Source organism: Streptomyces ziwulingensis, assembly GCF_039542605.1.
GTDB lineage: Bacteria > Actinomycetota > Actinomycetes > Streptomycetales > Streptomycetaceae > Streptomyces > Streptomyces ziwulingensis.
The window spans coordinates 121,518-143,118 of record NZ_BAABIG010000007.1 but is presented as its reverse complement, the minus strand read 5'-3'; the positions used below and the strand labels follow the sequence as shown (position 1 = coordinate 143,118).

Annotated in this window: 17 protein-coding genes; 8 read left to right on the top strand and 9 right to left on the bottom strand. The window is 74.6% G+C overall.

Annotated features, from left to right (window positions below; genetic code table 11):
- Positions 1-174: 174 nt before the first annotated feature.
- From ABEB00_RS03505 to ABEB00_RS03475, 7 genes are all read left to right on the top strand, one after another.
- A complete protein-coding gene (locus ABEB00_RS03505) occupies positions 175-885 on the top strand; it encodes an HAD-IA family hydrolase (protein WP_345617351.1) in 711 nt (236 codons plus the stop codon).
- A 106-nt stretch (positions 886-991) separates the two neighbouring features.
- On the top strand, positions 992-2,020 hold the full coding sequence (locus ABEB00_RS03500; RefSeq protein ID WP_345617350.1) for a glycosyltransferase family 2 protein: 1,029 nt from the start codon (positions 992-994) through the stop codon (positions 2,018-2,020).
- A complete protein-coding gene (locus ABEB00_RS03495) occupies positions 2,017-3,306 on the top strand; it encodes an MFS transporter (RefSeq protein ID WP_345617349.1) in 1,290 nt (429 codons plus the stop codon). Before ABEB00_RS03500 ends, ABEB00_RS03495 begins: the two co-directional genes overlap by 4 nt.
- Positions 3,307-3,350: 44 nt before the next feature.
- Entirely contained in the window at positions 3,351-4,502 is a 1,152-nt protein-coding gene (locus ABEB00_RS03490) for a zinc-dependent alcohol dehydrogenase (RefSeq protein ID WP_345617348.1), read from the top strand.
- Positions 4,499-5,809 (top strand): MGH1-like glycoside hydrolase domain-containing protein, encoded by a 1,311-nt coding sequence (locus tag ABEB00_RS03485; RefSeq protein WP_345617347.1) that lies wholly within the window; start codon positions 4,499-4,501, stop codon positions 5,807-5,809. Before ABEB00_RS03490 ends, ABEB00_RS03485 begins: the two co-directional genes overlap by 4 nt.
- The gene (locus ABEB00_RS03480) at positions 5,806-6,810 is read left to right on the top strand and encodes a Gfo/Idh/MocA family protein (protein ID WP_345617346.1); all 1,005 of its coding nucleotides are present in this window, start codon (positions 5,806-5,808) and stop codon (positions 6,808-6,810) included. The genes ABEB00_RS03485 and ABEB00_RS03480 overlap by 4 nt, the downstream gene beginning before the upstream one ends.
- Positions 6,811-6,913: 103 nt before the next feature.
- A complete protein-coding gene (locus tag ABEB00_RS03475; protein WP_345617345.1) occupies positions 6,914-8,473 on the top strand; it encodes a carbamoyltransferase C-terminal domain-containing protein in 1,560 nt (519 codons plus the stop codon).
- A 74-nt stretch (positions 8,474-8,547) separates the two neighbouring features.
- On the opposite strand, the gene ABEB00_RS03470 is transcribed toward ABEB00_RS03475, so the two are convergent.
- Positions 8,548-9,684 carry a glycerate kinase gene (locus tag ABEB00_RS03470; RefSeq protein ID WP_345617511.1) on the bottom strand — a complete coding sequence of 379 codons (1,137 nt, stop codon included), beginning with the start codon at positions 9,682-9,684 and terminating at the stop codon, positions 8,548-8,550.
- A 175-nt stretch (positions 9,685-9,859) separates the two neighbouring features.
- Between ABEB00_RS03470 and ABEB00_RS03465 the strand changes: the two genes are divergently transcribed.
- Positions 9,860-10,360, top strand: coding sequence for an NUDIX domain-containing protein (locus ABEB00_RS03465; RefSeq protein WP_345617343.1), 501 nt, complete (start codon positions 9,860-9,862; stop codon positions 10,358-10,360).
- A 50-nt stretch (positions 10,361-10,410) separates the two neighbouring features.
- Here ABEB00_RS03465 and ABEB00_RS03460 read toward each other — a convergent pair whose 3' ends face one another.
- The 8 genes from ABEB00_RS03460 to ABEB00_RS03425 form a co-directional block, all read right to left on the bottom strand.
- Positions 10,411-11,589 (bottom strand): Cmx/CmrA family chloramphenicol efflux MFS transporter, encoded by a 1,179-nt coding sequence (locus ABEB00_RS03460; protein ID WP_345617342.1) that lies wholly within the window; start codon positions 11,587-11,589, stop codon positions 10,411-10,413.
- Between the two features lie 277 nt (positions 11,590-11,866).
- Positions 11,867-12,355, bottom strand: a complete 489-nt coding sequence (locus tag ABEB00_RS03455; RefSeq protein WP_345617341.1) for a methylated-DNA--[protein]-cysteine S-methyltransferase — start codon at positions 12,353-12,355, stop codon at positions 11,867-11,869.
- On the bottom strand, positions 12,352-13,842 hold the full coding sequence (locus ABEB00_RS03450; RefSeq protein ID WP_345617509.1) for an AlkA N-terminal domain-containing protein: 1,491 nt from the start codon (positions 13,840-13,842) through the stop codon (positions 12,352-12,354). Before ABEB00_RS03450 ends, ABEB00_RS03455 begins: the two co-directional genes overlap by 4 nt.
- 123 nt (positions 13,843-13,965) lie before the next feature.
- A complete protein-coding gene (locus tag ABEB00_RS03445; RefSeq protein WP_345617340.1) occupies positions 13,966-14,847 on the bottom strand; it encodes a DUF72 domain-containing protein in 882 nt (293 codons plus the stop codon).
- Positions 14,848-14,878: 31 nt separating this feature from the next.
- Positions 14,879-18,784 carry a glycoside hydrolase family 2 TIM barrel-domain containing protein gene (locus ABEB00_RS03440; RefSeq protein WP_345617339.1) on the bottom strand — a complete coding sequence of 1,302 codons (3,906 nt, stop codon included), beginning with the start codon at positions 18,782-18,784 and terminating at the stop codon, positions 14,879-14,881.
- A 116-nt stretch (positions 18,785-18,900) separates the two neighbouring features.
- Positions 18,901-19,632, bottom strand: a complete 732-nt coding sequence (locus ABEB00_RS03435) for an ABC transporter ATP-binding protein (protein ID WP_345617338.1) — start codon at positions 19,630-19,632, stop codon at positions 18,901-18,903.
- A complete protein-coding gene (locus tag ABEB00_RS03430; protein ID WP_345617508.1) occupies positions 19,625-20,575 on the bottom strand; it encodes an ABC transporter ATP-binding protein in 951 nt (316 codons plus the stop codon). The genes ABEB00_RS03435 and ABEB00_RS03430 overlap by 8 nt, the downstream gene beginning before the upstream one ends.
- A gap of 107 nt (positions 20,576-20,682) precedes the next feature.
- Positions 20,683-21,495: an ABC transporter permease gene (locus ABEB00_RS03425; protein ID WP_345617507.1), complete on the bottom strand. Its 813-nt coding sequence runs from the start codon at positions 21,493-21,495 to the stop codon at positions 20,683-20,685.
- Between the last annotated feature and the right edge of the window lie 106 nt (positions 21,496-21,601).

Sequence of the window (21,601 nt, the reverse complement as noted above, 5' to 3'; positions counted from 1 at the left end):
GCAGCGGCCCGGTCCCGAAGTGCACGGACCGAGGAGCGCGGAGACCGCCTCGCACACCACCGACCATGCTGGAAGTGCCCCCGCTCCCCCGGTCCGGACATCCGGGCCGGGGGCTTCTTCACGGGCGGCGGCATGAGCCGCCCCGTGCTCGGGTCCGAAGGAGAGCAAGACGGCATGAAGGTGCAAGCGATCCTGTTCGACAACGACGGCACCCTGGTCGACTCCACCCCCGCCGTCCTGCGCTGCTGGGCGCGGTGGGCCGCGGAGCACGGCGTACCGGCCGGTTCCTTCGACCCGGTCGCGATGTTCGGCCGGCCGGTCGCCGAGGTGGTCGCCCAGGTACTGCCTCCGCACCGGGTGGCGGCCGCGGTCCGGCGGTACGACGACCTGGAGGCCGAGGACGCCGAATGCGTACTGGTGCCCGGGGCGGCCGGGCTGCTGCGGGCGCTGCCGCGCGAGCGCTGGGCGGTGGTGACGTCCGCGAGCCGCCGCACGGCCGACGCCCGGCTGCGCCGGGTCGGCATCGATCCGCCGGTCCTCGTCACCGCCGACGACATCACCCGGGGCAAGCCGGACCCCGAGCCCTTCCTCCGCGCGGCCGCACGGCTGGGGGTCGCCCCGCGCGACTGCCTGGTCGTCGAGGACACGCCCGCCGGCCTGGAGTCGGCGCGGGCCGCCGGGATGCGCCGCATCGCGGTGACCACCACCCATCCGGCCGCCCGGCTCCGGGCCGACCTGGTCGTCCCCGGTGTGGCGGCGCTGCGCGTCCGGCGGGCCCCGGACGGACTGACGGTCGAGACCGCTCCGGACCTGGACCCGAACCCGGCCCCGGAGCCGCCGGCCGAGGGCTCCTCCGCGTCCGGCGCCCTCTCCGGCACTCCCTGACCCCCGGCCGGACCAACCGGACGACCGCATCACCGCATCACCGCATCACCCACTACCGCACTACCGCACTACCGCACTACCGGACGGAACTCCCCCGAGGATGGTCATGCCTTCCACCACCGGCAGCTCGCCGGCCGTAGCCTTCGTGATCCCGTACTACGACGACGGTTCGGCCTGGCGCCGCGACTGCCTGCGTCTGACCCTGGACAGCCTGGAGCGGCAGACCGACCCGGACTGGTGCGCCTACCTGGTGGACGACGCCTCGCCCGCGCCCGGCACCGCCGAGTTCCTGGCCGGCCTCGCCGCTTCCCCGGCGGGCCGGGTGACGGTGCTGCGCGCCCCGCGCAACGCCGGCGCCGGGCAGGCCCGGAACCTCGGGATCGAGGCCGCGCACCGGGACGGGCACCCCCTGCTGGCCTATCTGGACGCCGACGACCTGGCACACCCCGGGCGGGTGGCCGCGGTCCGCGCCGCCTTCGCCGCCGACCCGGAGCTGGACTTCGCGTACAACGACGTCGAGTTCATCGACGAACACGGCGCCGCGTGGGACCCGGACGGGCTGCTGCCCGGCCTGCGCATGCTCGACGAGCAGCAGAAGCTGCCCAAGCTGCGCGGGCGTGAGCGGTGGTTCGAGCAGGCGGTCGAACGCGACAACATCGCCATTCCCTCCGCCATGAACCTGCGCACCGACCTGGCACGGCGGGTACCCTTCCCCGCGTCGCCGTTCTGCGAGGACGTGGCGACCCTCTTCCGCTATCTGGGCAGTGGCGCGGCGATCGACCACGTGCCCGGTGTCCCGACCCGCTACCGGGTGCCGAAGGAGGGCGGCAGCGCCTCGCGCAGGCAGTCCGGCGGGGTGGACGCGTTCAACCGGATGCGCTGCGTCAACGAGCGCGCGGGACTTCAGGAGGCGATCGCCTCGGCCGTGGCGCGCGGCGCCGCCGACGCGCGGACCGGCCGGGCGGCACTGTGCCGTTACCTCCTGCGCATCGGCCGTACCGTGACCGCCGACGGCAGCCCGGACCTGGGCCGCTCCCAGTTGCGCGAGGCCCGCGAACTCGACCCGGAGACCTTCGCCGCGCACGCCACCGCGGCCGAGCTGGCCGACGCCGCGGCCCCGCCGACGGTCCGGTGAACGACACGGGCACCACCGACGCGGCGGCCCGGCCCGCCGGCACACTGGCCGCCGGTCCGGCACCGGCGGCCGAGGGCTCCCCCGCCACGGACTCCCCCGCCTCCGGCGGCCACGCCCTGACCGTCGTCCACCTCTTCGTGGTCCATGGCGTCGTGGCCCTCGGCATGGGGCTGGTCCCCGCCCTGGTCACCACCTTCCGCGAGGAGTACGGCCTGAGCGGGGGCCAGATCGCCAACGTCCAGAACCTCAAGGACGTGGGGCTGATCGCGGCGATGTTCGCCGGGCCGGTCGTGCTGCGGCGGGCCGGGATCGCGCGGACGACGATGCTGGCGTTGCTGGTGGGGCTGGCGGGGTGCGCGGTACTGATCGGGGTGCGGAGCTACCCGGGCGTGCTGACCGGGGCGTTCCTGCACGGCGCGGCCTTCTCGCTGGGCAGCCTCGCCACCGTCTCGCACCTCTACCGGCTGCCGGCCCGCCATCACCGGATCTCCGCCCTGTACGCGACCTTCAGTGTGGGCAATTTCGTCGCGCCCTTCCTGGTGGGTGTGCTGGTGCCGGGCGACGGCGACTACCGCGCGGTGTACGGGGTGTTCACGGCGGCGCTGGTGGTGTCGGCCGTCGCGGGGGCGCTGCTGAACCGGTCGCGGGCCGGGGGCGGACCGGGCCGGGCGGATCGCGCGGGCACGGGCGGCGCGCGGGAGCCGGGGCGGGCGCCGGAGGCCCGGCTGACCGCGGCGCTGGTACGGACCTGGCTGCCGCACCTCGTGGTGTACGCGACGCTGATGGCCGCGGAGACCGTCGTGGTCTCCTGGGTGACCACGCTCGGCCGGTACCGGTACGGGCTGTCGCTCTCCGACGCGTCGTTCCTGCTGGCGCTGCTCTGGATCACGTACACCCCCGCCCGGCTGTTCGGTGACGCGCTGGTCAGACGCACCTCCGTGACCACCGTCCTGCTGTCCGGGGTGCTGCTCACCGTCGTCGGCGATGTGCTGCTCTGTGCGGGCCCCGCGGGTGTGGCCCGGGTGGGCGTGGTGGTCTTCGCCCTCGGTGCCGCGCCCCTGATCCCCGTGTACCAGGGCTGGCTGCTCGGCCGGACCCCGGTCGAGCGGCACGGCCCGCTCAACGCCTCGCTGGGTGTCGGCGCCGCCGCCCTGACCACCGCGATGGTGTGGCTGACGGGTATCGGCGTGGACGTCGACACCCGTGTCCCGTTCGCCGTGTCGGCCGTCTGCTCGGCCGGTCTCGCTCTGTGGGTCCTGCGCGATCACCGGACGAAGACGTCCTGATCCGCTCGGCCCGACCCACCACGTTCTCGTAAAGGAACCGCTCCATGCGCGCTTACCTGCTGTCCGGCCCCGGACGTCTGCGGCCGGCGACCGTTCCCGATCCGGTGTGCGGCCCCGACGAGGTCATCCTGCGGACGGAGGCCGTGTCGATCTGCTCGACCGACATCTCCTACTACCGCGGCCATCTGTTCCCCGACGCCTGGCCGGTCGTCCCCGGGCACGAGTACGTGGGCCAGGCCGTGCAGGTCGGGGCGGAGCTGCGCGGTACGGTGCGCGAGGGCGACCGGATCTGCTACTGGGGCCAGACCGACTTCGGCGGGATGGCCGACTACCGGGCCATCCGCCCGCTCTTCGCGGACGCGGGCGCGGTCCGGGAGACCGACTGGTACACCAGCAGGCACTTCCACGACTCGCACCAGGCGGCGGCGGTCGTGGTCCCGCCGGAACTGCCCGGGCACCTGGCCACCGTCATCGAACCGCTGACCTCCGTGCTGCGTTCGCTGCTGGTCAACCCCCCGCGGCCGGGTGACGACTGTGTGCTGCTGGGCTCGGGGCCGAGCGGGATGCTCGCCCTCCAGGTGATGCTGCGGTACTTCGGCGTGCGTTCGGTGACCGTCTTCGACCTGGACGGCGCCCGGCTGGCCCGCGCCACGGCGGCCGGCGCGACGACCGTCTTCGACCTCACCCGGCAGGTGCCGGAGGTGGAGGCGCTGATCGCCGAGTACCAGGACCACTACGCGGACTTCGTCTTCGACGCCCTGCCGCATCTGGACGCCCACGTCGGCCCGGACGCCCGGGAACTCGCCATGGGTCTGCTGCGGCCGGGCGGCGACTACGTCGTCTACGGCGCCACCGGGCTGCCCCAGTCCCTCAACACCTGGGCGATCCTCGCCAAGGGGCTGCGGCTGAGGGCGACCCCGTTCGACGTCCGGGCGTTCTCGATGACCCGCTCCGCCCACGTCGCCCGGGTCGCGCTCCACCTCGTCCTGCACGGTGTGGTGGACGCGGAGGCGGTGGTGACCTCTCGGATCGACTTCGACGACGCGGACGCGGTGCGCGACGCGTTCGAGAACTACGGCGCGGGGGGCGCCATGAAACCCTCCCTCACCACCGCGGGCCCGCCCGGCGCGCCGGCCGGGGCCGCGGCCCTCCCGGCGGAGCTGGACGTCCGGCAGAAGAGCGGGTCGCTGCTGTGACCGCCGCCCGCCCGACGGCCACCCGGGTCCGCGAGGCCCCCGCGGACACGTCCGACGCCGCCGCCCACGCGCTGCGCACCCTGGTGGCCAACCGCCGTACGGGCACCGATCACGGGGTGGCGTACGACTTCACCTGCCCCTCGCCGGACAGCTATCCCTTCCAGTGGGCCTGGGACAGCGCCTACCACGCGATCGCCCTGGCCCGGGTCGACCCGGCCCGGGCCGCCGCCGAGATCGACACCCTGCTGCACGGCGTCGCGCCGGACGGCTTCCTGCCGCACATGCTGCTGTGGCAGAGGCATCTGCGGGCCCGGGCGACCGAGGACTTCCGGATCGCCCTGTGGGACGGCTGGACCTCCATCACCCTCGCCCCGCCGGTCCTGGCCAGAGCCGTCGAGCGGGTCCACGAGGCGGGCGGGGACCGGGAGTGGCTGGCCTCGGTACTGCCCCGGGTGGCGTCCGTCTTCGACTGGCTGCACCACCGGCGCACCCTGCCCAACGGGCTGCCGGTCATCCACCAGCCGGACGAGTCCGGCCTCGACTCCAGCAGCAAGTACGACGCGGCGCTGGGGATCGCGGGGGTGCCCGCCACCGAGGTCTCGCCCCGCTGGCATCAGGCCATGCGCGAGCTGCTCGGGCATTACTCGGCCGGACGCCGGCCCCACTCCGCTCCGGCGGGGGCCGGCGGGTTCCGCTGGGTCGACGTCCTCTTCGCCACCGTGTACGCCGACGGGCTGGCCGCGCTGTCCCGGCTGCTGGCCGACTGCCCGCAGCCGGACCACCCGGCGGACCGCTACGCCCGGCGCTCCCGCCGGGTGGCGCGGGCGCTGGTGACGGAGTGCTGGGACGAGGCGGCGGGCGCGTTCTGGGACCTGGACCTGCGCACCGGCGAGCAGCAGAAGGTGCTCACCGTCTCCTCGCTCTTCCCGCTGCTGCTGCCCGACATCCCCGGCCGGCTCGCCGGGCGCGTCATCGACGAGCACCTGCTGAACCCGGAGCGGTTCTGGCTCCCCCACCCGCTGCCCAGCGTCGCGGCCGACGAGCCGACGTTCGATCCGCACTTCGAGACCGGTGCCCTCTTCCGCGGTTCGAGCTGGATCAACCTCAACTGGTACCTGTACTGGGGCCTGCGCGCCCGCGGCCGTACCGGCCCGGCCCGCGAACTGGCCCGCCGCACCGTGCGCATGGCGGCGCTGTCCGGCATGCGGGAGTGCTACGACCCGGTGACCGGGGCGGGCCAGGGCGCCACCTCCTTCGGCTGGAGCTCACTCGTGCTGGACCTGATGGACGCGGAGGACATGACGTGAGGCGACCGGACGAAGGGGACACGCGGGTGGCGCCGGCGACCGGGGCTTCCGTCGGCTGGGGCTTTCTGGGCGCCGGTCACATCGCCACGGCCAATGTGGGACCGGCCGTGCGCGGCCTGGACGGGGCCGTCCTGCGCGCCGCCGCCGGACGGGAGCCGCGGCGCACCGGCGCCCTGGGCGCGGAGCGGACCTTCACCGACTACGCGGACCTGGTGGCGGACCCGTCCGTGGACGTGGTCTACATCGCCCTGCACAACAGCGCCCACGCCGAGTGGGCGGTGCGGGCGCTCCGGGCCGGCAAGCACGTGCTGTGCGAGAAGCCGCTCGGTCTGCGCGCCGCCGAGGTGGAGACCATGATCCACGCCGCGGACGCCGCGGGCCGGCTGCTGGTGGAGGCCACCTGGAACCGCTGGCATCCGCGCACCCGGGACCTCGCGCGGCTGCTGGCCGAGGGTGTCGTCGGCGAGGTCCGGCACGTCGAGGCGGTCTTCGACGGGGCCGACCCGGACCCGCACAACTACCGGCGGGACGCCGCGCTGGGCGGCGGCGCCCTCCTCGACGTGGGCTGCTACGCGGTCGGCGCGGTCCTCGCCGCCCACGGGTGGGCGGCCCCCGTGGTCACCGGGGTGCGCCGCGACACCTGGCCGGGCGGCTCGGCGGACCTTCGGACCCGCGCGGAGCTGCGCTTTCCCGGCGGCACCGGCTGCGTGCTGGCCTCCCTCACCGGCACCGGGCAGGAGTCGCTGACGATCACCGGAACCGGCGGGACGCTCTGCCTGGACCGGCCGTTCACCGCGGGCCGTGAACCGGCCGGACTGCGGGTGCGGACGGCCGAGGGCGTCGACGTACGCCCTTACCCGCCCGTCGACCCGTACGCGCTCATGGCGGCCGAGATGACCCGCGCCGCCGCCGGAGACCGCTCGGCGTTCCTCGTACCGCTGGACCAGTCCCTGGCGGTGGCGAAGACGCTGGACGCGATCCGGCAGGCGGCACCCGGGTGACCCGGACGCGCTCCCTCGCACCTCTTCCTGTCATCCCGCACCACCCGCACTCCCCCGCACTCCCCCTTGTTCAGCCCCCGACGCACCCCCTCTGGAGGATTCGATGCTGGTAGTGGCGTTCAAGCCCGGGCACGACGGATGCATGGCGGCCATCCAGGACGGTGAACTGCTGTACTCCCTGGAGTCCGAGAAGGACTCCTTCGCCCGGTACTCCTTCCTCACCCCGACCACGATGCTCGACCTGGCCGAGCGGCTCGGTGAGATCCCCGACGTGGTCGCCGTCGGGGGCTGGCAGGAGAAGGGGATCAACATCCGGGGGACGGTGGGCGCCGGGTACGGCGGCACCGACTCCGTGATCATGCGGGAGAGCCGGTTCTTCGGCAAGAACGTGCGGTACTTCTCCTCCTCCCACGACCGCTCCCACATCCTGGGCGCCATCGGCATGGCGCCGCCGGCCCCGCACCCGCTCCAGGCGGTGCTCGTGTGGGAGGGCATGACGGGCAAGTTCTACCTGGTCGACGACAGGTTCCAGGTGGTGCGGACCATCGAGGTGATGGAGCAGCCCGGCGCCAAGTACGCGGCGCTGTTCGCCCTCTGCGACCCCACCTTCGCCGCGAGGGGCAGCATTCCCCGGCTCAGCGACGCCGGAAAGCTGATGGCGCTCGCGGCCCACGCCGACCACCGCGACGCCGATCCCGGGATCACCGCGGCGATCGACCGGCTGCTGAAGATCGAGACCGCGTACCCGGTGCCGAAGGAGGAGTTCCGCGACACCCCGCTGTTCGACTGCGGTGTCACCTCCGACGTCGGCACCACCGCCGCCGCACTGCTCACCGAGCGGATGTTCCGGACCTTCGCCGAGACCGCGGTCCGCGAGCTGCCGCCGGGGCTGCCGCTGCGGATCTCCGGCGGCTGCGGCCTCAACTGCGACTGGAACGCGCAGTGGGCCGAGCTCGACCACTTCTCGGAGGTCTTCGTACCCCCGTGCCCCAACGACTCCGGCTCGGCGATCGGCACCGCCGTCGACGCGCTCACGGCCCTGACCGGCAGCCCGTACATCAAGTGGAACGTCTACAGCGGCCTGGAGTTCGTGACCGACCAGGCGCCCGACCCCGCCCGGTGGACCCGGCGCCCGCTGGACCACGCGGCGCTCTCCGGGGCGCTGGCCGCCGGGCGGGTGGTGGCCTGGGTGCAGGGCCGCTGGGAGATTGGCCCGCGCGCGCTCGGCAACCGCTCCCTGCTCGCCGAACCGTTCTCCGCCGCGAGCAAGGACCGGCTGAACCACATCAAGCAGCGTGAGGACTACCGGCCGATCGCCCCCGTGGCGCGGGTGGAGGACCTGGCGAGCGCGTTCGACAAGGACTTCGAGGACCCCTACATGCTCTACTTCCGCAAGGTCCGGGACGCCCGGCTGCGGGCCGTGACCCATGTGGACGGTTCGGCCCGCGTCCAGACGGTCTCCGCGCGCTCGAACGCGGAGCTGCACCGGCTGCTGGGGGCCTTCTCCGCCCACACGGGCTTGGGGGTGCTCTGCAACACCAGCCTGAACTTCAACGGGCACGGCTTCATCAACCGCATGTCCGACCTCGTCGCCTACTGCGAGGCACGCGGGGTGAACGACATGGTGGTCGGCGAGGACTGGTACCGGCGGGCCGGGGTCTGAGCGGTTCCGGTGCACCGCGCCGGGGCGGGGCCGGTGCGGCCCCGCCCCGGCGCGACCGCCGGGAGAGCGGGGCCTCAGACCAGGAAGTCCCGGGCGATGCCCGCCGCGACCCGTTCCAGGAGCGGGCCCGCCTGCGCGACGCACTTCGCCACGTCCGGCTCCTCGTCGGTCAGCGGGTAGGCCCGCCGGATGCCGGCCCGGCCCAGGGCCGCCGGCGGCAGGGCGAGCCGGCCGCAGACCGCGACGACCTCCTTGTCCGCGGCGCGCGCCGCCGCGGCGACGCCCGCCGGGGCCTTGCCGTGCAGGGTCTGCTCGTCCAGCGACCCCTCCCCGGTGATCACCAGGTCGGCCCGGGCCAGCGCCGGCCCGAAGCCGAGCACGTCGAGCATCACCTCGATGCCGGGGCGGAACCGCGCGCCGATCAGCAGCGCCCCGTATCCGATGCCGCCCGCGGCGCCCGCGCCCGGCGCGGCCGCGTACTCGGCGGCCCGCGCGCCCGCGGCGCCTTCCAGCACCTCGGCGAAGTGGGCGAGGGCCGCGTCCAGCGTCGCCACGTCGTCCGGCGAGGCGCCCTTCTGCGGTCCGTAGACGGCCGGGGCGCCCTTCGGGCCGGTCAGCGGGTTGTCGACGTCACTGGCGAGGACCAGTTCCACCCCGGCGAGCCGCTCGTCCAGGCCGGTCAGGTCGGCGGTGGCCAGCGCGGCGAGCCCGCCGCCGCCCGGCGCCACCGGCTCACCGTCCCGGTCCAGGAACCGGGCGCCCAGCGCCGACAGCATGCCCGCGCCGCCGTCCGTGGTGGCGCTGCCGCCGACCCCGAACACGATCGTCCGGGCGCCCGCGTCCAGCGCGGCCCGCAGCAGTTCCCCGGAGCCGTACGTGGACGCGGCCAGCGGGGCGAACACCCCGGCCGGCAGCCTCTGCAACCCGCTCGCCTCGGCCATCTCCACCACCGCGGTGTCCCCGCGCAGCGCGTACGCCGCCGTCACCTCGGCACCGAGGGGTCCGGCGACCCGTACCTCCCGGCGTTCGAAGCCGGCCGCGACCGCGGCGGCCACCGTGCCGTCGCCGCCGTCGGCGACCGGCAGGGCCTCGACCCGCACGTCGGGCACGACGCGGCGCAGCCCGGCCGTCACCCGTTCGGCGACCTCGACGGCCGTCAGTGACCCCTTGAACTTGTCCGCGGCGACGAGCACCCGCCGGGTCCCGTGCACTGCAGCGTCAGCCACCTTGTTCTCCCCTTGTTTCTCGGGCCTTGCGCACGTCAAGGCAGTCGCGCCGCTGCGACCATAACCGGAGCACACCCCCGCCGTCATGCCCCTGCCCGGTCCCTGGAACGCGGCCGGGCGGGGCGGGAGTACACCCCGCCGGCCTGGTTAGGCTTCCGGGGTGACCTCTGCTGACTACGCCGCGTACATCGCCGGACTCCCCCGCGTCCTGTCCGGAGCCGCCGCTCTCTTCCGGGACGCCGAGGGCCGGGTCCTGCTGGTCGAGCCCAACTACCGGGAGGGCTGGGCGCTGCCCGGCGGCACCATCGAGTCCGACGCGGGCGAGACCCCGCGCCAGGGGGCCCGCCGGGAGACGGCCGAGGAGATCGGCCTCGACCTCGCGCCGGGCCGGCTGCTCGCGGTGGACTGGGTGCCGGGGACGGCCCGGCCACCGATCGTGGCGTACCTGTACGACGGCGGAATCCTCACCGCCGACCAGCTCAAGGCCATCCGGCTCCAGGAGGAGGAGCTGCTGTCCTGGCGGCTGGTGGAGCCCGCGGAGCTGTCCCGCCATCTGCTCGGCGCCCTGCACGGCCGGGTGCTGGCGGCGCTGGACGTCCTGGCGACGGGCGCGGGCACGGTGGAACTGGAGAACGGCGTCCCGGTCGACGGCGGACGCTGACCCCCGCGTGTCGTGCCGGTTCTCCCACTCGAAGGGCGTGTGCGCAGGGGTCACCGGAACGCCTCGGTGCTCCGGCCGGCCGTGAGGGCGGTGCGGAGGGGGAACGCGATGAGCAGCGCGACCGCGACGAGGAGTCCGCTTGCCCAGAGCGGCCCGAGGTCCCCGGCCCCGGTGCCGAGGGTGGCCGCGGCGATGACGGGGCCGACGGCGGCGCCCGCGTTGAGCGCCGCCGTCGCGTACGAGCCGGCCATGGTGGGGGCTCCCGCGGCCTCGTAGAGGACCCGCGTGATCAGCGTGCTGCCCAGCGCGAACGACAGTGCGCCCTGCACGAACACCAGGAGGAACAGGGCGACCGGCTCGTCGGCGAGCATCGCCAGGGCCGGCCAGCCGATGAGCAGCAGCGGGCCGCCGACAGCGACGACCGCGCCGGGACGCCGGTCGGACAGCCGGCCGGCGACGGTGACGCCCACGAAGGAGCCGGCGCCGAAGAGCACCAGAGCGACAGAGATCCACAGCTCGCCCAGCCGGGCGCTGCCGGTCACCACGGGGGCGAGGAAGGTGAGGCTCGCGAAGGTCGCCGAGTTCACCAGCGCGCCGAGCAGCATCACCAGAAGCAACCGCTCCCGGGTGAGCTGGGCGAGTTCCGCTCGCAACGCCGGCCTGCCGGTCGCCTCCCTCTCCTCACGTCCTGCTGGGATTCCCTTCAGGACGCCGAGAGCCGCGGGCAGGCAGAGAGCGGCGACGGCCCAGAACGCGGCCCGCCAGCCGAGCAGCGTGCCGAGCACCGAGCCGCCGGGGACACCGGCGATCGTGGCCACCGTCGTGCCGGACAGCAGCACGGCCAGCGCACGTCCCTTCTCGACGGGTGAGACCAGCGCGGCGGCGGCCGTCAGAGCGACGGCGAGGAACCCCGCGTTCGCGAGCGCGGCGACGACCCGGGTGCCGAACAGGACCGGGAAGCTGGTGGTGATCGCGCCCACGGCGTGAGCTGCCGCGAAAGTGAGGACGAACCCGAGCAGGCTGGAACGCCTGGGCCAGTCGCGGGCGAGCGCGGACACGAGCGGGGCACCGACGAGCATGCCGACCGCGAAGGCCGAGGTGAGCGTTCCGGCGGTGCCGACGGTGACATCGAGGTCCGAGGCGATGTCCGGCAGCAGGCCGGCGAGCATGAACTCCGAGGTGCCCATGGCGAAAACCGCCATGGCGAGCAGATACAGCGGGAGAGGCATCGAGTGGCTCCGAGGTGAGGAGAAGCACGAGAGGGTCATCTCGTCACCGCGGCCAGCCCCCAGGGCACCTCGCCCGGCCGCGGAACGCGGCGCGACGACAGGGCTACGAACTCAGGGGTTCAGGGGGCTGACGGCGTGACCGAAAGCCCCCACCTCGTCCGACTCAGGACTCGACATGGCCCGCACGGTACCCGACCGCTGCCCGTCGCGGCATCTGGGATCTTCCGGGCTCCGGCCGGAAACCGCCGGCCGGCGGACGGGACCTTCGACACACGCCCTAGAAGAGTGCCGGGCCGCGCTCGAAGTCCAGGAGGCGGCGTTTGCGGTCCAGGCCGCCGCCGTAACCGGTCAGGCCGCCGCTCGCGCCGATGACGCGGTGGCAGGGCACGATGATGCCGACCGGGTTGCGGCCGTTGGCGAGGCCGACGGCGCGGGAGGCGGCCGGGGTGCCGAGGGCGGCGGCGAGCTGGCCGTAGGTGCGGGTCTCGCCGTAGGGGATGCGGCGCAGTTGCTCCCAGACGGTGCGCTGGAAGGGGGTGCCGATGAGGCGCAGGTCGAGGGTGAACTCCCGCGACGCGCCGGTGAACCAGGACCCGAGCTGCTCGGTGGCCGCCGCGAAGGCCGGGAGGGTGTCGTCGCGGTCGCCGAAGGTCTCCTCGGCCGGGCGGTGGCGCTGGCCGGTCATGTAGAGCCCGCACAGGACGCCGTCGGCGGCGACCAGGGTGAGCGGGCCGTAGGGGCTGTCGGTCACGGTGTGCCGCTTCACGGGCGGGCTTCCTCTCGGCCGGGCAGGACGTTGATGGGGTGGTCGTCGGTCGCCCACAGGTACTGGACGGCGTAGGCCCGCCAGGGCCGCCAGTCGGCGGCGCGGGCGGTCAGCGCCGCCGGGGTGGCGGGCAGCCCCAGTCCGCGGGCGGCGCGGCGGACACCGAGGTCGGTGGGGAGGAAGGCGTCGGGGTCGCCGAGGGCGCGCATGGCGATGACGTCGGCCGTCCAGGGGCCGAAGCCGGGCAGAGCGAGGAGCTGGGCGCGGGTCCGCGGCCAGTCGCTCTCCACGCCGAGGCGGAGCGAGCCGTCGGCGAGCCGGCCGACGAGGGTGGTGAAGGTGGCCCGGCGGGTGCGGGGCAGGGCGAGGGTGCCGGGGTCCACGGCCGCCAGTGCCCGGGGCGTCGGGAAGAGGTGGGTGAGGCCGCCCTCCGGGTCCTCGACGGGGTCGCCGTGCGCGGTGACCAGCCGGGCGGCGTGGGTGCGGGCGGCGGCGGTGGAGACCTGCTGGCCGAGAACGGCCCGGACGGCGAACTCGTCTGCGTCGACGGTCCGGGGCACGCGCCGGCCCGGCGCCTTGTCGACCAGCGGCGCGAGCAGCGGGTCGGTGCGCAGTTGTCCGTCGATCGCCACCGGGTCGGCGTCGAGGTCGAGCAGGCGGCGGCAGCGGCTGATGGCGACGGGCAGGTCGCGCGGGTCGGTGAGGGTGAGGCGGCAGGCGATGTGGCCGGGGGCCGGGGCCAGGGCCGCGATGCCGTGGCCGTGCGGCAGGCGCAGGGTGCGGCGGTAGGCGCCGTCCCGCCATTCCTCCACGCCGGGTACGGCGGTGGCGGCGAGGTGGCCGAAGAGGTTGTCCGGGTTGAGGGGGGTGCGGAAGGGGAGGCGGAGGGCGAGGGTGCCGGGGGTGCCGCCGCTCCCGTGGTTCTTCGGGGCGCGGGTGCGCAGTTCGCCGGGGCTGAGGGCGAAGACCTCGCGGACGGTGTCGTTGAAGGTGCGCACGGAGGCGAAGCCGGCCGCGAAGGCGAGGTCGGCCATCGGCAGTGCGGTCGTCTCGATCAGCAGCCGGGCGGTCTGGGCGCGCTGGGCGCGGGCCAGGGCGAGCGGTCCCGCGCCGAGTTCGGCGCGGAGTTGGCGTTCGATCTGCCGGGTGCTGTAGCCGAGGCGGGCGGCGAGGCCGGGGACGCCGTCCCGGTCGACCACGCCGTCGGCGATCAGGCGCATGGCGCGGGCGGTGAGGTCGGCGCGCCGGTTCCACTCCGGGGAGCCGGGGCTGGTGTCGGGGCGGCAGCGCTTGCAGGCCCGGAACCCGGCCTGCTGGCAGGCGGCCGCACTCGGGTGGAAGACCATGTTCCGGGCCTTGGGCGGTACCACCGGGCAGCTCGGCCGGCAGTAGATGCCGGTGGTCAGGACGGCGGTGAAGAACCAGCCGTCGAACCGGGCGTCCTTGGACCGGACGGCGCGCACGCAGCGCTCGGTGTCGGTGTGCATCCCTTTCCGCATGGTTCCAGGATGGTCCACCGGGGCCCGCTGGGCTGGCGGAAATCCGACCTCGGCCTCCGGCCCGCCCGCCGAGGCCCGCCGCGCGGCCGGATCACCGGATCACCGGCCGGATCAGCGGCTCCGCTCCGGTGCGGCGAGCAGGGCCCGCATCTCCTCGGCGGCCCGTACGGCGGCGTCGGCGCAGCAGTTGTTGAAGAGGACGTGGAGTTCACCGGTCTGCCGGGCGGCGCGCCGCAGCCGGGGTACCCAGGCGGCGAGTTCGGCGGTGTCGTAGTGGTGGCGGAACCGGTCCTCCTTGCTGCCCCGGCCCCAGGACCTGCTGCGGCCGTGGAACCGCACGACGGCGAGGTCCGGCCGGGTGACCGGCGCGAGGGGCGGCAGGGACGCGGTCAGCCCCTGGGCCATGTCGGTGCCGACGGCCGTCGCGCCGAGGGCGGCGAGCAGTGCCCGGGTGGTGTCGGCCCGCTCCGCCTGCCACCACCCGGGATGCCGGAACTCCACGGCGAGCGGCCAGCCCGCCGTCCGCGTGGCGCACGCCTGGAGCGTCTCCTCCGCCTGGGGGCCGGGCGCGAGCCAGGGCGGGAACTGGAAGAGCACGGTGCCCAGGCGGCCCGCCGTCCGCAGCGGTTCGACCGCCGCGGCGAACCGTCCCCACACCTCGTCCAGGAGCGCCGGGCTCGCCGGGCCCCGCGCCGGGGAGCCGCCCGGGGGCCGCAGGTCGGCGGGGAGCGCCTCGGCGCGGGTGGGGTGTCCGGTGAGCAGCGAGAACGCCTTGACGTCGAAGCGGAATCCCTCGGGCGTGCGCTCCACCCACAGTTCGCTGTTGCGGCGGCTGGGCAGCGCGTAGTACCCGGAGTCCACCTCGACGACCGGCAGCCGGGAGGCGTAGTGCCGCAGCCGCCCCTCGGCGTCCTTGTGTCCGCGTGGATACCAGCCGCTCGCGACCAGTTGCCGGTCCGTCCAGGAACACGCTCCGACCAGTACGTCACCCATGGGAGCCCGGTTACCCCGGGCTCCCGGGGAGTTATTCCACCGCGGTGGGGCGCCGCGAGAGGCTCATCGCCTCGCCCAGGTCGGTGAGCGGGCGCAGCCGGTAGGTGTACGCGTAGTCCCGGTCGGCGAAGAGTTTGAACTCGTCGTGGGTGTGCGCGCCCCAACTGTTGTCGCCGCCCACGCCCATCTGCCGGTGGTTCAGGCGCAGGACGACCGCGTCGCGCGGGGTGAGCTGGTAGTCGTGCCGTACCCCGGCCGAGAGGTCCTCCGGGGTGAAGTGCGAGGCGTTGACCTCCAGCAGGGGTTCGCCGCAGGCGAGCAGTCCGACGCCGCCCCGGTCGGTGAGCGCGGCCCAGCGGACGTCGGTCTTGTTGCCGTTCTCCTGCGGGCGGATGTACGGCGTCCACTGCTCGGCGACGGTCCCGGAGTACCGGCCGACGTCGGTGCCGGTGCGGCGGTCCCAGTGGTTCTCCTCGGGGCCGCGGCCGTACCAGTGCAGGCGGTCCAGGCGGCGCGGGAGGAAGAGCAGGGTGCCGATCTCGGGGATGTAGGGCAGGCTCGCGGCGCCCGGACGCAGGGTGTTGTCGACCTTGATCTCGCCGTTGCCGAACACGGTGTAGGTGGTGGTGTACGCCGACTCGACGGTGGTCGGCAGGGTGCCGGTCACCTTGATCTCGACGGCCCGGTCCGCGCGGAGGCTCCGCACGGCGACGCCGGTCACCCGGCGGCGGCTGCCCGCGTCGCGCCAGGTCTGGTTGCGGGTGTGCTGGCCGTTGCCCTTGTCGTTGTCGGTGGGCGCCCGCCAGAAGTTGGGCACCGGCCCGGAGGTGAGCAGCCGGACGCCGTGCGCCCGGTAGTCGGTGAGCGTCCCGGTGCGCCTGTCGACCGTGACGGAGAAGTCCCGGCCGTCGACGGTGATCTCGCCGTCGCGGTCGCGGTGGCGCAGGGCGGGGACCCGGCCAAGCGGCACCGGGGCCGCGGCGGAAATGTCCGCGTCCAGGGGGAGCTGGACCCGGGCGACCTCGTGGCCGGCCTTCGCCCAGGGGGTGGCCTCCCTGGTGGTGAAGGAGAGCTGGAGGAAGAGTTCCGTGCCGGGCGCCGGGTCGTCGGGCAGTCGTACGGGCAGGGTGATGTCCTTGGCCGACAGCGGCCGGACGTCGAGCTGTTCGCGGGTCAGCCGTCCCTGTCGTACGGTCCGGCCGTCGGCGACGAGTTCCCAGTGGCCGTCGAACTCGCGCAGGCCGGTGAAGAGGTACTCGTTGGTGAGGGTGACCGCGCCGGGGCCGCCGCCGGGCCGGCCGGTGGCCCAGATCGCCTGGTAGACGCGCTTGACCTCGGTGGTCTTGCCGGTGAGGCGGCGGTCGGCGGTGATGATGCCGTCGGCGACGAAAGCGCCGTCGTTGGGGTTGTCGCCCCAGTCGCCGCCGTAGGCGAGGAACGTCTTCTGCTTCGGGCGCGCTTCGCGGACTCCGGCGGTCGCGGCGTCGAACCAGAAGCGGACGCCGTCGTCGTCGGGGCCGCGGCCGTCGTCGGCCAGTTCGGCGGCGCGCAGGGCGCGGGCGTAGACGTGTGCCCGGCGGATGGTGCCGCTGAACTCGCGGACCTGGTTGTCGGCGTCGGTGGCCAGGGAGAGCGGCGCGGTGTTCACGGAGGGGCGGCGGGTGGTGGCGCGGGTGGCCCGCGCGACGCCGTCGACGTACAGGGTGAGCGATCCGGCGTCCGCGTCGAAGACGCCCGCGACGTGGTGCTCACGGCCGGTCCAGTCGTCCGGCGTCGGCCAGGTCGCGGTGATCCACTGGCCGTCGGAGTGGAGGAAGAACTGCAGGTCGCGGCCGTCCTGCTTGAGCGCGTACTGGGTGTCGCCCTTGGTGAGGATCGGCTGGTGGTAGCCGGTCACGTGCGGGGTGACCCAGGCTTCCAGGGTCAGCGAGCCGGTGAGGTCCAGGCTGTCGTCGCGGGCGAAGACCGTACCGCCGTGCAGGCCCTCGGCGGGGTCGATGCCCCCGCTGGGGTTGACGATCTCGCCGCGCAGCGAGCGGGGACCGGTCTCGGTGAGCAGGATGCGGGGCGGGACCGGCCAGAACAGGGACTGGTCGACGAAGTCCCAGATCCAGCCGCCCTGGAGCACGTCGTACCGGCGGACGACGTCCCAGTACTTCTTGAAGTTGCCGGTGGAGTTCCCCATCGAGTGGGCGTACTCGATCATCACGTACGGCCGGGTGTCGGCGGTGTCCTTCGCCCGCTGCTCGACCCGCTGCGGGGTGTCGTACATCTCCGAGCGGATGTCGCTGACGCCGGGGCGGTCGTCGCCCTCGTACTGGATGACGCGAGTGGTGTCGTAGGAGCGGATCCAGTCGTGCATGGCGGTGAAGGTGGAGCCGGTGCCGGCCTCGTTGCCGAGGGACCAGATGACGACCGAGGCGTGGTTCTTGTCGCGGTGGACCATGTTCTGGGCGCGGGCGACGCACGCCTCGGTCCACTGGGGGTGGCTGCCCGGGTACTCGTCGCGGATGGCGTGGGTCTCCAGGTTGGTCTCGTCGACGAGGTACAGGCCGTACTCGTCGGCGAGTTCGTACCACAGCGGGTTGTTCGGGTAGTGCGAGGTGCGGACGCTGTTGATGTTCGCCCGCTTCATGATCCCGATGTCCTGGACCAGGTCGGCGCGGGTGAGCGCGGTGCCGCGGGCGGGGTGCATCTCGTGGCGGTTGGTGCCGCGCAGGGAGACCGGCTTGCCGTTGACGCGCATCAGGCCGTCCCGGAGCGCGAACTCGCGGAAGCCGACCCGGTGCGAGAGGGTCTCGGTCACCCTGCCCGCCGGGTCGCGCAGCCGCAGGACGGCCGTGTACAGGTGCGGGTGCTCCGCCGACCACAGCTTCGGCGCGGTGACGGCCTTGCCGGCCCGTACGGTGGCGTCCTGGCCGGCCCGTGCCGGGTCCACCTCGACGGTGGCCGTCAGCGGCCGGGCCCAGACGGCGTGGCCGCGGGCGTCGTGGAGCTGGGTCTCGACCGTGTACCGCCCGGCGTCGCCGCCGCCGTAGGCCCGCACGCTCGCGGTGACGAGCAGTTCGGCGTCGGTGTACGTGTCGTCGAGCGGGGTGTCGAGGCGGAAGTCGCGCAGGTGGACGGCCGGGGTGGAGTAGAGGTGGACCGAGCGGAAGATGCCGCTCAGCCGGATCATGTCCTGGTCCTCCAGCCAGTCGCCGTCGCCGTAGCGGTAGACCTCGACGGCGATCTGGTTGGTGCCGGATTTCAGGTGGTCGGTGATGTCGTACTCGGACGGGGTGTAGGAGTCCTCGTCGTAGCCGACCAGTTCGCCGTTGATCCACACGTAGTGCGCGGACTTCACGCCCTCGAAGTGGAGGAAGGTGCGGCGGCCCGACCAGTCGCGGGGGACGGTGAAGGTGCGCCGGTACTGGCCGACCGGGTGGTAGCGGGTCGGCGCGGTGGGCGGCTGCGGTTCCTCGCCCAGGCCGTTGGGGCCCCAGTACGGGTAGGTCACGTTGAGGTAGATCGGGAAGTCGTGGCCGTGGAGCTGCCAGACGGAGGGGACCGGGATGGTCTCCCAGTCGCCGTCGTCGAGGTCGGTGCGGTGGAAGTCGGCGTCCCGGTCCTCGGGGCGGTCCGCGTAGGCGAACTTCCAGGTGCCGTCGAGGCTCAGGCGGTACGGCGAGCGGGTGCGGTCGGCGGCGAGGGCCTGTTCGACGTCGGCGTACGGCATGAGCGTGGTGTGCGGCGGCTCGGTGCCGACCCGGAAGACGCCGAAGTCGTTCCACTCCGGGGGGCCGTCGGGGGCGGGGGTGGCCGCCGGGGTGGCGGCGCCGGCCCCGGTGGCGGTCGCGGACAGGGCCAGCGCGCCGAGGACGGCGGTGCCGCCCTCCAGGAGGCGGCGGCGGCTGACGACCGGGGGCGCGGCGGGCGAGTGGGGCGGGTGCGGCATGACCGTGGCCTTCCGTGGGGGGCGGGTGGCGGCTCAACGCACGGTGCGCGGACGGCGGTTGCGGTGGCGGGCGTCGCGACTGCCGGTGAGGGGACGACTACGGAAACACGGTCACCCTAGGACCCGGACACAACCGAATCAATTACCCCGTCGGAGTTTGTCGGTTCCTGGGGAGCGGGTGGGCGGGGGTGCTCGCCGGTGAGGGCCGCCCAGTGGACGGTGCGGTCGCACCAGCGGTCCAGCAGGACGCGGTCGTGGCCGACCGCGAGCAGTCCGGCGCCGGTGCCGGCGCGGTACTCCTCGACGGCGGCGACCAGGGCGGCGGTGGTCGAGGCGTCGAGCATCGCGGTCATCTCGTCGCAGACCAGCCAGCGCGGGCGGAGCACCAGGGCGCGGGCGAGGCAGGCCCGCTGGAGCTGGCCGTCGCTGACCTCGTGCGGGCGCCTGCCGAGCAGATCGGCGGTGAGGCCGACGGTGGCGGCGAGTTCGGCGACCCGGGCGGCGAGGTGCGCGCGGCGGCCGGTGGCGCGCAGCGGTTCGGCGATCAGGTCGGTGAGCGGGAGCCGGGGGTCGGCGGAGAGCCGGGCCTGCTGGAAGACGACCCCGAAGGCGGTGCGGGTGGCGCGCGGCGCGCGGTGCCGCCAGCGGCGTACGGTCTCGCCGTCGACGGTGAGGGTCCCGGCGTCGGGGCGGTGCAGCAGCGCGGCGACCCGGGCCAGGGTGGACTTGCCGCAGCCGCTGGGGCCGAGCAGCCCGACCGCCTCGCCCGGCGCGACGGTCAGGGAGACGTCCCGGAAGACCGGGGTGTCCCGGGCGTACCCGGCGGTGACGGAACGCAGTTCAAGCACGGTCGGCGGCCTCCGGTGCGGGGACGTGCGGGTGGTGGCAGGCGACGGTGACGGCCGGCGGGGGTGGGACGGTGGCCGGCCGGGGCGGCGTGGCGCAGAGGTCCGTCGACCGGTCGCAGCGCGGGGCGAAGGCGCAGCCCGCCGGGAGGGCGCCGAGCTCGGGAGGCAGGCCGGGAACGGGGGTGAAGGCGCGGTCGGGCAGGGCCTGGAGCAGGCCGCGGCTGTAGGGGTGGCGGGGGCCGGGTGCGCCGAAGAAGGCGGCCGCGTCGCCGAGTTCGACGATGCGGCCCGCGTACATCACGGCGACCCGGTCGGCGATGCGTTCGGCCGCCGCCAGGTCGTGCGTGATCATCAGCAGCGCGCGGTCCCCCGCGTCGGTGTCGTCGACATGTCGTCGCAGTTCGTCGACGGTACGGTCCACCAGGTCGCGGTCGAGGCCGGTGGTGGGCTCGTCGGCGAGGAGCAGTGGGGCGTCGCCGACGAGGGCGAGGGCGGTGGCGGCGCGCTGGGCGAGGCCGCCGGAGAGCTGGTGCGGGTGGTGGTCGAGGTGGCCGGCGGGGAAGGCGGCGCGGGCGGCGGCGGTCTCGGCGGCGGTACGCAGCGCCGCCCGGCCCCGGACCGGGGTCAGGGCCGCGACCGTCTCCCGCAGTTGGGAGCGGACGGTGCGCACCGGGGTGAGGTGGGCGGCCGGGCTCTGCGGTACGAGGCCGATCCGGCGGCCCCGTACGGTGCGGGCGAGGGTGCGCTCGTCGGCGGTGAGCAGGTCGAGGTCGCCGAGCAGGGCCTGTCCGGCGGTCTGCGCGTTGCCGGGGAGCAGGCCCAGCAGGGCGGAGGCGAGGACGGACTTGCCGCAGCCGCTCTCGCCGATCAGGGCCAGGCACTCGCCGGACCGCACGTCGAAGCGGGCGCCGGTGACGGCGGCGATCCGCCGCCCGCCCGGCATCAGGAAGCGCACCGACAGTCCGCGGACCGACAGGACCGGGGCGCGCTCGGTCACCGCGCCCGTCTCGGCGCTCCCGGCATCGGCGCTCCCGGCATCGGCTCGGGCGGTCACAGCATCAGCTCCGATCGGCGCCGGGGGTTGATCCGCTCCCGCCAGGCACCGGCGAGGCCGGCCAGGGCGAGGGTGGGGACGATGATGAACAGGCCCGGGAAGAGGGTGGGCCACCACTGCCCGGCCAGCAGCGAACCCCGGGCCTGCTGGATGAGGTTGCCGAGGCTCGCCAGGTGAGTGGGCAGGCCGAGGCCGAGGAAGGAGAGCGCCGACTCGTGCCACATGGCGTGCGGCACCATCAGGACGGCGGCGAGCGCGGCCTGCGGCAGCACCCCGGGCAGCAGGTGCCGTACGGTCACCCGCCACCGGGAGGCGCCCCCGGAGACGGCGGCGTCGATGTACGGGCGGGAGCGCAGGGAGAGCACCTCGGCGCGGACGATCCGGGCGGTGGAGAGCCAGTGGGTGAGGGCGACCGAGACGACCACGGGCCACACCCCCGGCCGGAACATCGCCACGATGAACACGCCGAGCAGCAGGTGCGGTACGGCGGAGAAGGCGTCCACGAGCCGCATCAGACCCCGGTCGAACCAGCCGCCCAGGGCCCCGGCGGCGGCGCCCACGGCGGTGCCGACGACGGTCGCGGTGAGGGCGGCGGCGACCCCGACCAGCAGGGAGACCCGCAGCCCGTAGACGCAGCGCAGCAGCAGGTCGCGGCCGACGTCGTCGGTGCCGAAGGGGTGCGACGGGCTCGGGGGCCGCAGTTCGGCGGCGAGGTCGACGGCCTGCTGGTCGAGCTGGGCCAGCGGCGGCACGAGCAGGACGGCGAGGACGGTCACGGCGACCAGCGCGGCGGAGCCGCGCAGCCGCAGCGTGTGGGTGGAGCGGCCCTGGCGGCCCCGGGACCGCCAGGCGGCCGGGGCCGGTCCGGACGCCGGGGGCGGCGGGGGCGGCCCGGACGCCGGGGAGGGCGGGGTC